General features: G+C 72.1%; 10 protein-coding genes. 3 read left to right on the top strand and 7 right to left on the bottom strand.

Annotation, left to right across the window (positions count from 1 at the left end; translation table 11 throughout):
- Positions 1 to 78: 78 nt before the first annotated feature.
- A complete protein-coding gene (locus tag AB0K05_RS32975; protein ID WP_364234408.1) occupies positions 79 to 1647 on the top strand; it encodes a family 10 glycosylhydrolase in 1569 nt (522 codons plus the stop codon).
- Here the strand turns inward: AB0K05_RS32975 and AB0K05_RS32970 are convergent.
- From AB0K05_RS32970 to AB0K05_RS32955, 4 genes are all read right to left on the bottom strand, one after another.
- Complete coding sequence (locus AB0K05_RS32970; protein ID WP_308248775.1) at positions 1644 to 2174, bottom strand: HIT domain-containing protein; 531 nt, start codon at positions 2172 to 2174, stop codon at positions 1644 to 1646. The genes AB0K05_RS32975 and AB0K05_RS32970 overlap by 4 nt on opposite strands.
- Positions 2175 to 2241: 67 nt before the next feature.
- Entirely contained in the window at positions 2242 to 3051 is an 810-nt protein-coding gene (locus AB0K05_RS32965; protein ID WP_364234405.1) for an alpha/beta hydrolase, read from the bottom strand.
- 27 nt (positions 3052 to 3078) lie between these two features.
- Complete coding sequence (locus AB0K05_RS32960; protein ID WP_271278459.1) at positions 3079 to 3492, bottom strand: hypothetical protein; 414 nt, start codon at positions 3490 to 3492, stop codon at positions 3079 to 3081.
- A gap of 74 nt (positions 3493 to 3566) precedes the next feature.
- Positions 3567 to 4574, bottom strand: coding sequence for an RNA polymerase subunit sigma-70 (locus tag AB0K05_RS32955; RefSeq protein ID WP_271278458.1), 1008 nt, complete (start codon positions 4572 to 4574; stop codon positions 3567 to 3569).
- A gap of 77 nt (positions 4575 to 4651) precedes the next feature.
- Here AB0K05_RS32955 and AB0K05_RS32950 point away from each other — a divergent pair, with 77 nt between their 5' ends.
- On the top strand, positions 4652 to 5374 hold the full coding sequence (locus AB0K05_RS32950; RefSeq protein WP_364234401.1) for a PIG-L deacetylase family protein: 723 nt from the start codon (positions 4652 to 4654) through the stop codon (positions 5372 to 5374).
- Between the two features lie 703 nt (positions 5375 to 6077).
- Here the strand turns inward: AB0K05_RS32950 and thrS are convergent.
- From thrS to AB0K05_RS32935, 3 genes are read right to left on the bottom strand one after another with little or no spacing between them, the layout of a single operon-like run.
- A complete protein-coding gene (gene thrS, locus AB0K05_RS32945; RefSeq protein WP_364234398.1) occupies positions 6078 to 8042 on the bottom strand; it encodes a threonine--tRNA ligase in 1965 nt (654 codons plus the stop codon).
- 43 nt (positions 8043 to 8085) lie between these two features.
- Positions 8086 to 8694: a GH25 family lysozyme gene (locus AB0K05_RS32940; RefSeq protein ID WP_148031171.1), complete on the bottom strand. Its 609-nt coding sequence runs from the start codon at positions 8692 to 8694 to the stop codon at positions 8086 to 8088.
- Positions 8695 to 8736: 42 nt separating this feature from the next.
- Positions 8737 to 9648 (bottom strand): LLM class F420-dependent oxidoreductase, encoded by a 912-nt coding sequence (locus AB0K05_RS32935; protein ID WP_148031170.1) that lies wholly within the window; start codon positions 9646 to 9648, stop codon positions 8737 to 8739.
- A gap of 98 nt (positions 9649 to 9746) precedes the next feature.
- Here AB0K05_RS32935 and pgm point away from each other — a divergent pair, with 98 nt between their 5' ends.
- Positions 9747 to 11378, top strand: a complete 1632-nt coding sequence (gene pgm / locus AB0K05_RS32930; RefSeq protein ID WP_364234393.1) for a phosphoglucomutase (alpha-D-glucose-1,6-bisphosphate-dependent) — start codon at positions 9747 to 9749, stop codon at positions 11376 to 11378.
- The last annotated feature ends 8 nt before the right edge of the window (positions 11379 to 11386 follow it).

The following is an 11386-nucleotide window of genomic DNA, read 5'->3' as shown; positions in this document are numbered from 1 at the left end:
CGGTCACAATGGTGTCACGAGTCGATTTCTTTTTTCCGTACGGAGCATGCCGGCTCCGATGCGAGACTGGTTGGCACTATGCGAACCGGACGCCCACTCCTCGCCGCCACCGCCCTCGCCGCCGTGGCCGTCGGCGCTGCCTACACCTTCGGGCCCGCCGAGGCCGGCCAGCGCAAGGCGGAGGCGGCCAAGAAGAAGTCGACCGAGAACGCGGTGGTCACCGCGGCGTGCACCCCCGACCCGCGCCACCCGAAACGCCAGTTGCGCGGGGTGTGGATCGCCACGGTCAACAACATCGACTGGCCCTCGCGCAAGGGCCTGTCGGCCGACCGGCAGCGGGCCGAATACACGAGGCTGCTCGACGCCGCCGCCAAGCGCAACTTCAACGCCGTCTTCGTCCAGGTCAGGCCGGCGTCCGACGCCCTCTACAAGTCGTCGATCGAGCCGTGGTCGCAGTTCCTCACCGGCACCCCGGGCAAGGACCCCGGCTGGGACCCGCTGCCGTTCCTCATCAAGGAGGCGCACAAGCGGGGCCTGGAGTTCCACGCCTGGTTCAACCCGTACCGCGCCGCCTACGACGCGAGCGTCGCCGAGCTGCCCGCCTCCCACCCGGCGCGCAAGAACCCCGGCTGGACCGTCAAGTACGGCGACCGCCTCTACTACAACCCGGGCCTGCCCCAGGTGCGCCGCCACGTGGTCAAGGTCGTCACCGACGTGGTCGAACGCTACGACGTCGACGGCGTCCACTTCGACGACTACTTCTACCCCTATCCCGCGCCCGGCAGCACGTTCGACGACCGCGCGGCCTTCAAGAAGCACGGCAAGGGCATGAAGCTGGCCGACTGGCGGCGGCAGAACGTCGACAAGCTCGTGGCCGAGGTCGACGAGGCCGTCCACGCCGCCAAGGGACACGTCAAGTTCGGCATCAGCCCGTTCGGCATCTGGCGCAACAAGGCGCAGGACCCGTCCGGCTCCGACACCTCCGGCATGTCCGCCTACGACTCGATCTACGCCGACGCCAAGGCGTGGATCGAGGCGGGCACCGTCGACTACGTGATGCCCCAGCTCTACTGGTCGCGCTCGCACAAGCTGGCCGGCTACGGCAAGCTGGCGCCGTGGTGGGCCGACGCGGTCGAGGGCACCGACGTCCACCTCTACATCGGCCAGGCGCTCTACCGGGTCGGCGCGAAGGACGAGGCCGCCTGGACCAAGCCGGGCGAGCTGCCGGCCCACCTCACGCTCAACCGCAAGCTCGACCGGATCAGCGGTGACGTGTACTTCAGCGCCAAGCAGCTGCTGACCAACCCGCTGGGCGCCATCGACCGGGTGGCCAAGGCCCACTACGCCCGCCCGGCGCTGCTGCCGCTGATGGAGGAGCGCGGCGGCGCCGCCCCGGCGAAGCCGTCGGGCGTCAAGGCGGCCGGCTCCGCCGTGTCGTGGGCGCCGGTGAAGGGGGCCCGCGCGTACGCGGTCTACCGGGTGCCGAAGTCGGGCGACGACTGCCACACGACCGACGCCCGCAACCTCGTGGCCGTGGTGCCGGACCCGTCGTTCACCGCGAAGTCGGCAGGCACCTACCTGGTGACCGCGCTCGACCGGCTCCACAACGAGAGCGGCGCGGCCCGGGTGAAGGTCGAAGCCGGCTAGTCGCGCCACGCGTCGGCGAGGAGCCGGCGGGTGTCGCGGAGCAACTGCGGGAGCACCTTCGTGCGCGCCACCACGGGCATGAAGTTGGTGTCGCCGCCCCACCGGGGCACCACGTGCTGGTGCAGGTGGGCGGCGATGCCCGCGCCCGCGACGTGGCCGAGGTTCATGCCGACGTTGAAGCCCTGGGCGCCGCTGGCCTCGCGCAGCGCGCGCAGCGCCCGCTGGGTGAACTCGCCCAGCTCGACGATCTCGGCGGCGGTCAGCTGGTCGTAGTCGGAGACGTGACGGTAGGGCACGACCATGAGGTGGCCGGAGTTGTAGGGGTAGAGGTTGAGCACCGCGTACACGACCTCGCCCCTGGCGACGACCAGGCCGTCCTCGTCGCTCATCTCGGGGATGGCGTCGAACGGGCACCCGTCGGGGCTGGTGTCGATCGGCTTGTTCTCGCCCTTGATGTAGGCCATGCGATGCGGGGTCCACAGACGCTCGAAGTTGTCGGGCTCCCCTGCCCCTGCCTGATCGTGCATATCTAGCAGCATAGGGCCCCCGTGCAACGGACCGACGAGGTGCTCATCAGGCCGGCTCCACGCCCTTCTAGCGGGTGTCGCGGATCCGGTCGGCGAGGTCCGTGACGGCGCCGACCATCCGGGGCCCGGACAGGAACACCGGGTCGTTGTGCCCGGCCCCGGCGATCTCGACGACCGTGACCGGGCCCGCGGCCGCCGCGGCGACCGCGCGGCTCTGGCCGGCCGGCACGATCGTGTCGGCGGTCCCGTACACCACCACGATCGGCGCCTTGATGGCCGCGACCCGCTCCGCGACCGGGAAGCGGTCGCGGAGCATGGCCCGCACGGGGAGGAAGGGGTAGTTGGCCTGCCCCGCCGCGGCCAGGTCGGTGAACGGCGAGCGGAGCACCAGCCCGTCCGCCGGGCGCTCGGCGGCGAGCCCGGCCAGCACGGCCGCGCCGAGGCTCTCGCCGAAGTAGATCACCGGCACCTCGCCGAGGAAGTCGCGCGCCGCCAGGACGTCCAGGCGCAGCCCTTCCTCGGTGGGGCTGCCGGGGTTGCCGCCGTAGCCCCGGTAGTCGACGAGCAGCACCGGCAGCCCGCGGGCGGCGAGCGCGCGGGCCAGCGGCGCCCGGTGCAGCCGGTTGCCGGCGTTGCCGCCTGCCACCAGCACGGTCACCGGGTGGTCGCCCGGCACGTGCCAGGCGCCGAGCCGCAGCCCGTCAGCGGTCGTCAGCGTCACCTCGCGCGCCCCCGGCACGACCTGCCCGGCCGGCGGCACCGGGGCCGGGTCGGGCAGGTAGATCAGCCGCCGCTGGAAGACCCACAGCAGCCCGAGCAGCAGCACCGCCACCGCGAGGACCACGAGGGCGGGGCGCAGCGCGCCGGGCAGGTTCACGGGGCCAGTCCACCACAGGTGAAGCGGTCACCTCACCCGGGTCATGTTGGACTCGTAGCCGCCTCCGCCCGGGTAGACCCAGGCGCCGGTGACGGAGTCGCCGTCGAACGTGCCCCGGTAGTAGGCGGGCGAGCCCTTCTCGCCGCCCCAGATGGTGAGCGTGTCGCCCGCCATCTCGTAGACGTAGTCGAAGGTCTCGCCCTGGCTGCCGTAGTAGCGGGACTTGACGTCCTCGCCCGGCTCGCCGCCGAAGGGCCGCTCCCTGCCGATCATCTCCACGCCCTTGACCGCGTGGCCGTCCTGGACGAGGTCGATCTCCTGGATGAGGAAGAAGCCGCCGTCGAGCCAGCGGTACGTGACGGTGCCCTCGCTGCCGCCCGTCACCCGCCAGGTGCCGACCAGCCGGTCCAGGGCCTCAAGCTGCTTGTCGCCGGTGTTCATGTCGCCGTCCTTCACAGGTCGTCGTCGGTTGTGCCCGTATGACGGCGGTGGCGGGGAAAAGGAATCGGCGGGACTCAGATTTTCTCCGGAAGCCCGAAAGCGGCGAGCACCTCGGGCCCGAACGTGGTGATCTCGGCGATCAGGCCGTCCTCGATCCGCAGCACGTCGAGGTTGACCGCGGTGAACGACGTCTCGCCGGGGCGGCGCACGTAGCTCGCCACGGCGGGCTGCCGGTTGGCCCCGGTCTCGATCAGCCGCCACTCGCCCCACGCCTCGGGGCCCTCCATGACCGGGCGCCACATCTCGAGGATCGCGGCGCGGCCCGCGTACAGCAGGGTCGCGGGCGGCATGGCCTGGCGGGCGTCCTCGCGCAGCAGCGCCGCCAGCGTGTCCAGGTCGCCCTCCTGGGAGGCCTTGAGGTAGCGGCGCAGCACCTGCCGCTCCTCCGCGCTCGGTTCGGTGGCTGGCTTCCAGTCGGCGCGGCGTTCGGGCAGGTGGACGCGGAGGGTGGCGCGGGCCCGCTGGAGCGCGCTCTTGACCGCAGGCACGCTCAGCTCCAGCGCGTCCGCGGTCTCCTCGGCCCGCCATCCGGCCACGTCACGCAGGATCAGCACCGCCCGCTGGCGCGGCGGCAGATGCTGGATCGCCGCGAGGTAGGCGAGCTCGATCGTCTCCCGCGCGGCCGCCACCGCGTGCGGCTCGCCCTCCCCCGGGGCGGCCAGGTCGAGCACCCGGTCGGGAATCGGGCGCAGCCACGGCACCTCGGCCTGCGCCGACCGCTCGCCGCCCGCCATCGCCATGACCACCTCGCGCGAGCGGGCCGGGCCGGACAGGGCGTCGAGGCAGGCGTTGGTGGCGATCCGGTAGAGCCAGGCGCGCGGCGTGGCGCGGCCCTCGAACGTCTCGCGCCGCCGCCACGCCCGCAGCAGCGTCTCCTGCACCATGTCCTCGGCGTCGCTGTAGGACCCGAGCATGCGGTAGCAGTGGACCTCCAGCTCGTGCCGGTGGCGCTGGGCCAGCGCGGCGAACCGCTCCTGGTCGCCCGCCCGGATCGCCTCGGTCACCTCGCCGGTCTCGCTCACCGCTCCCCCCTCGTCGCGCGGGTCATCGTACGCGCCGCCGCCGACAATCCGGGCGCCCGGCGTCTAGGGTGGCGGGCATGGCCGATCAACTCGAACCCATGCCCACCGACTGGCAGCGGGCGCTCGCCGTGGTGGCCCATCCCGACGACCTGGAGTACGGCTGCGCGGCCGCCGTCGCGACCTGGACCGCGACGGGCCGCGAGGTCGCCTACCTGATGGCCACGCGTGGAGAGGCGGGCATCGACACGCTCGCCCCCGCCGAGGCAGGCCCGGTGCGCGAGCGGGAGGAGCGGGCCGGCGCCGCCGTCGTGGGCGTGACCACGGTGGAGTTCCTCGACCACGCCGACGGGGTGATCGAGTACGGTCCGGCGCTGCGTCGCGACATCGCGGCGGCGATCCGTCGTCACCGTCCCGAGCTGGTGGTGACGCTCAACTTCGACGACACCTGGGCCGGCGGCGCCTACTGGAACACCCCCGACCACAGGGCGGTCGGCCGGGCCGTGATGGACGCCGTCGCCGACGCCGGCAACCGGTGGATCTTCCCCGACGCGGGCGAGCCGTGGGGCGGCGTGCGCTGGGTGGCGGTCGCGGGCAGCGACTCCCCCACCCACGCCGTCGACGTCACGGACGGGCTGGAGGCCGGCGTGCGCTCACTGGTGGCGCACCGCGCCTACATCGAGGCGCTCACCGGCGACGACCCGGAGAAGTACGCTCGCGAACTCGTCGAAGGCTTCGCCCGCGAAAGCGCCACCCGCTTCGCCGGCCGCCCCGCGATCCCCTTCAGACTGTTCAACCGCTGACCCGGACACTCCAACGCCCGCCCATCCGGACACGTCCAGCACGGCACGCGCGATGCGCCCCGCGCGGCCAGACCCTAGGACGCGTCCAACGCGGCACGGTCGCGGTACCACCAGCGCGGCACGGGTCCCGACGGGTCCCACGAGGTCCGCCCCCGAACGGACACCGTCGCGATGCGTTCAACGCGGTCCGACCCCTGACGCGTCGAGCACGGCGCGGTCGCGGCACCACCAGCGGCACGGTCGCGACGCGTCCGCACGGTCCAGCCCCCGAACGGACACGATCGCGATGCGTCCAGCGCGGTCCGACCCCCGAGGCGTCCAGCACAGCACGATCACGACGCGTCCCGCGCGGCCAGACCCTAAGACGCGTCCAACGCGGCACGGTCGCGGTACCACCAACGCGCACGGGTCCCGACGGGTCCCACGAGGTCCGCCCCCGAACGGACACCGTCGCGATGCGTTCAACGCGGTCCGACCCCCGACGCGTCGAGCGCGCCACGGCCGCGGTGCGTCCCGCGCGCGGCCCGCCCCGGACGCGTTCGGGAAAGACGCTGCCCGCGGACGGGCAGCGGGGGCGTCTCGCGGGTGCGCAGGCGCCCGCGTGAAGTGGGTGTCGCGTCCAGCGCGGTGCGTCCCGGGTGCGGCTTACCCCGGATGCGGCCGGCGCGTCCGGGGTAAGCCGGACGCGTCCGGGGGTTGGGTGTCAGACCTGGATGCGGCGTTCGATGGCGTCGGCGATCTCGGCGACCGCCCGGTCGACCGGGACGCCGTTGTTCTGCTCGCCGCTGCGGTAACGGAAGGACACCGCGCCGCCCGCGACGTCGTCGTCGCCGGCCAGGAGCATGTAGGGCACCTTGGCCTTCTGGGCGTTGCGGATCTTCTTCTGCATGCGGTCGTCGGAGGCGTCGACCTCGACCCGGATGCCGCGCTCACGCAGCTTCTTGGCGACGTCCTGCAGGTAGGGCACGTGCGTGTCGGCGATCGGGATGCCGACCACCTGGACGGGCGCGAGCCAGGGCGGGAAGGCGCCCGCGTAGTGCTCGGTCAGCACGCCGAGGAAGCGCTCGATGGAGCCGAACAGCGCCCGGTGGATCATGACCGGGGTCTGGCGGCTGCCGTCGGCGGCCTGGTATTCGAGCCCGAACCGCTGGGGCTGGTTGAGGTCGAGCTGGATGGTCGACAACTGCCAGGTGCGGCCGATGGCGTCCTTGGCCTGCACGGAGATCTTGGGGCCGTAGAAGGCCGCGCCGCCCGGGTCGTCGACCAGTTCCAAGCCCGACTCCACGGCCGTCTCGCGCAACGCCTCGGTGGCCTCGTCCCAGTGGGCGGGGTCGCCGATGAACTTCTCGGAGTCGTCGCGGGTGGACAACTCCAGGTAGAACTCCGACAGGCCGAAGTCGCGCAGCACGCTGAGCACGAAGGTGAGCAGGCTCTTGATCTCGCCGACCATCTGCTCACGGGTGCAGTAGATGTGGGAGTCGTCCTGCGTCATGCCGCGCACCCGGGTCAGGCCGTGGACCACGCCCGACTTCTCGTAGCGGTAGACGCTGCCGAACTCGCACAGCCGCAGCGGCAGCTCGCGGTAGGAGCGCCCGCGGGCCCGGAAGATCAGGTTGTGCATCGGGCAGTTCATCGGCTTGACGCGGTATTCGACGCCCTCCAGCTCGAAGGGCGGGAACATGTCGTCGGCGTACCACGGCAGGTGGCCGGAGGTCTCGAACAGCGTCGACTTGGTGATGTGCGGGGTGTTGACGAACTCGTAGCCCGCCTCCGCCTGGCGGCGGCGCATGTAGTCTTCCATCTCCTTGCGGATGATGCCGCCCTTGGGATGGAAGACGGGAAGGCCGCTGCCCAGCTCGGGCGGGAAGCTGAACAGGTCGAGCTCGGCGCCGAGCTTGCGGTGGTCGCGCTTCTCGGCCTCCTCCAGCAGCTTGAGGTATTCGTCCTGCTTGTCGCGGGACTCCCAGGCGGTGCCGTAGATGCGCTGGAGCTGCGGGTTCTTCTCGCTGCCGCGCCAGTAGGCGCCGCCGGAGCGCATGAGCTTGAACGCGGGGATGGACCGGGTCGACGGGACGTGCGGGCCGCGGCACAGGTCCTTCCAGTGCAGCTCGCCGGTCTTGGCGTCGAGGTTGTCGTAGATGGTGAGCTGGCCGGCGCCGACCTCGACCGACTCCTCGGCGTCAGCGCCGCCCTTCAGGCCGATGAGCTCCAGCTTGTAGGGCTCGTCGGCCAGCTCCTCGCGGGCCTCGTCGTCGCCGACGGGACGGCGGGAGAACAGCTGGCCCTGCTTGACGATCTCGCGCATGCGCTTCTCGATGCGCTTGAGGTCGTCGGGGTGGAAGGCCTCGGCCACGTCGAAGTCGTAGTAGAAGCCGTTGTCGACCGGCGGGCCGATGCCGAGCTTGGCCTCGGGGAACAGCTCCTGGACGGCCTGCGCCATGACGTGCGCGGTGGAGTGGCGGACGATCGCCCGGCCCTCCTCGCTGGAGATCTCGATCGGCTCGACCACGTCGCCGTCGGCGAGCGGGCAGGCCAGGTCGCGCGCCTCGCCGTTGACCCGGGCGGCGATCACGGTGCGGCCGTCGGCGTCGAGCGCCTGGCCGGCCGTCGTGCCGGCCGCGACCACACGCTCGGCTCCGGCGAGGGTGATGCGTAGCTCGGCTGACACGATGGCTCCCTTGGATAGCGCTCGTCGGTGACGGAAAACGATGCTATCGCGGGTCGAACCCCATCCTGGTCAGCCTTCTGCGGCTGCCCAGGAACACGTTCCGGTCGATCGGGCTGTTGGCGTGCTGGTGGATCGACCAGTCCCGCCACGGTCCCGGCACCGCCGGCCGGCCGCGCGGGCGGTGCGGGCTGGCGATCCACAGCGGGTACTCGCCCAGGCCCGCGCAGTTGCCCTCCTCGGCGAAGGACTGGAAGGTGTAGACGAACGGCCGCGTGCCGGTGCGCGCTTCCACGTACTGGCACCAGCGGCGGGCGAAGCCGGCGACCCGCTCGGGCTTGATCCCGTCGTCGGTCTCCAGGTCGAGCGCGATCAGGTCGCCCCGGCGCAGCCCGCCCGCCTGGTTGATCGTGCGCAGGAAGTGGCGCGCCTGCTCCACGGGATCACCCTTGGGTCGCGCGAAGTGGTAGGCGCCGCAGACGATCCAGTTCTCCCGCATGCGGTCCCAGTTGCGGGAGAACCAGTGATCGGTCCAGTCGCCGCCCTCGGTGGCCTTGGCGAAGGCGAACGCCACTCCACTGCGCGCGTGCTCGGCCCAGTCGACGGATTTCTGCCAGTTGGACACGTCGATGCCGTGCAGCAAGCGCTTGTCCATGTCGGAGTACACCCTGCCGGAGTTTATGGCGACTCCGGCTGATCAGCCCTTCGACGCGCCGATGAGCAGCTTGTGCGCGCGCTCGCGGTCGCCGTAGACCGCGGCCACGAAGTCGGTGACCCCGGCCTGGGCCAGGGCGTCGATCTGGGCGCGCACCGCGTCCTCGTCGCCGACCACGGCGACGCCGCCGGGGTTCTCGACGCCCTCCCTGTCGAGCATGGCCCGGTAGGACGGGAGCTGCCCGTACATGACGAAGATCTCGTCGGCCTTGGCCCTGGCGGCCTCCGGGTCGTCGGTGACGCAGACGGGCAGGGTGCAGACGACGCGCGGCGCGGGCCGGCCCGCCTCCTTCGCGGCGGCGGTGATGGTGGGCACGATGTGCTCGGCGACGGTCTTGCGGCCGGTCATCCAGAGGACGGTGCCGTCGGCGACGGTGCCCGCCAGCTTGAGCATGCGCGGGCCGAGTGCGGCGACCAGCACCGGCAGGCCGGCCCCCGGCGTGCTGAGCCGCACGTTGGCCTTGAGCGTCTCGCCGGTGTAGTCGACCTGCTCGCCGCGGGTGACGGGCAGCAGGACGTCGAGGTACTCCTTCATGTGCCGGGCGGGCCGGTCGAAGCTGTAGCCGTACATGCCCTCGATGACGACCTGGTGGGACAGGCCGATGCCGAGGGCCAGCCGGCCGCCGAGCGCGGCGTTGACGGTCATGGCCTGCTGGGCGAGCACGACCGGGTGGCGGGGGTAGGTCGGCACGACGCCGGTGCCGAACTCGATGTCGCGGCCCCCGGCCAGGGCGGCGCTGCCGGCCACGGCGAGCGAGGTGAGCGCGTCCAAGCCGAAGATCTGGGACATCCAGACCGAGTCGAAACCGTCATCGGCCGCGCGGGCGATCCGGTCGCGCAGGTCGGGGAACGGATCCTGGCCGTTGGGCTCATTGATCAGAAGTCCGAATCGCATGCTGACAGAACTCCATTCTAGTCGGCTGGGGCGAGTGTAACCCCGGTCGCGCCGGGTGGTGCCGAGGCCGGGCCGTACCCCCTTTGTAAAGTGGCTTCATGACCCACGAACGTGCGGGACAGCCCGCTCAGCCCGCGGATCTGGTGGACGTGGCCCGGCTGGTGACCGCCTACTACGCGTTGCGGCCCGACCCGGGCGACCCGGGGCAGCGGGTGACGTTCGGCACCTCGGGCCATCGCGGGTCGTCGCGGGCCTCGGCCTTCAACGAGGCCCACATCCTGGCCACCACCCAGGCCATCTGCGAATACCGGCTGACGCAGGGCACCGACGGCCCGCTCTACCTGGGCATCGACACGCACGCGCTGTCGGAGCCCGCGCGGGTGTCGGCGCTGGAGGTGCTCGCGGCCAACGACGTGCGGGTGCTGATCGACTCCCGCGACGGCTACACGCCGACGCCGGCCGTCTCCCACGCGATCCTCACGTACAACCGCGGCAGGAAGTCGGGGCTCGCCGACGGGGTGGTCATCACGCCGTCGCACAACCCGCCGTCCGACGGCGGCTTCAAGTACAACCCGCCGAACGGCGGCCCGGCCGACACCGAGGCCACCACGTGGATCCAGGACCGCGCCAACCGGCTGCTGGCCCAGGACCTCGCCGGGGTGCGCCGGGTGCCCTACGCCAGGGCGCTGGAGGCGGCGGGCCGCTACGACTTCCTCGGCTCGTACGTGGACGACCTGCCCTCGGTCGCGGACCTGGACGCGATCAGAGCGGCCGGGGTGCGGATCGGCGCCGACCCGCTCGGCGGCGCCAGCGTGGCCTACTGGGGCGAGATCGCCGAGCGCCACCGCCTCGACCTGACCGTGGTCAACCCGCTGGTCGACCCGACGTGGCGGTTCATGACGCTCGACTGGGACGGCAAGATCCGCATGGACTGCTCGTCGCCGTACGCGATGGCCTCGCTCATCGACGGCCGCGACCGCTTCCAGATCGCCACCGGCAACGACGCCGACGCCGACCGGCACGGCATCGTCACCCCCGACGGCGGGCTGGTCAACCCGAACCACTACCTGGCGGTGGCGATCTCCTACCTGTACGAGCACCGCGACGGGTGGCCGCGAGACGCCGGGGTAGGCAAGACGATGGTCAGCAGCGGCGTCATCGACCGGGTGGCCGCCTCGCTGGGGCGGCGGCTGTACGAGGTGCCGGTGGGTTTCAAGTGGTTCGTGCCGGGGCTGCTCGACGGCTCGCTCGGGTTCGGCGGCGAGGAGAGCGCGGGCGCGTCGTTCCTGCGCCGCGACGGCTCGGTGTGGACCACCGACAAGGACGGCCTGATCCTGGCCCTGCTGGCGGCCGAGATCCAGGCGGTCACGGGCAGGTCGCCGAGCGAGCACTACCGGGGCCTGACCGAGCGGTTCGGCGAGCCCGCCTACGCGAGGGTGGACGCGCCGGCCACCCGCGAGGAGAAGGCGGTGCTCGGCAAGCTGTCGGCCGACCAGGTGACGGCCTCCAGCCTGGCCGGCGAGCCGATCACGTCGGTGCTCACGGCCGCGCCGGGCAACGGGGCGTCCCTGGGCGGCGTCAAGGTCTCCACGGAGAGCGCCTGGTTCGCCGCCCGGCCGTCGGGCACGGAGGACGTCTACAAGATCTACGCCGAGTCGTTCCGCGGCCCGGACCACCTCGCCAAGGTGCAGGAGGAGGCCCGGTCGCTGGTCTCCGCGGCGCTGGGCTGATCAGGACC

The sequence above is a fragment of the Nonomuraea sp. NPDC049486 genome (genome assembly GCF_040676925.1).
Classification (GTDB): Bacteria; Actinomycetota; Actinomycetes; order Streptosporangiales; family Streptosporangiaceae; genus Nonomuraea; species Nonomuraea ferruginea.
The sequence above is the reverse complement of the archived record's forward strand: the minus strand, read 5'-3'. Positions and strand labels throughout refer to the sequence as shown.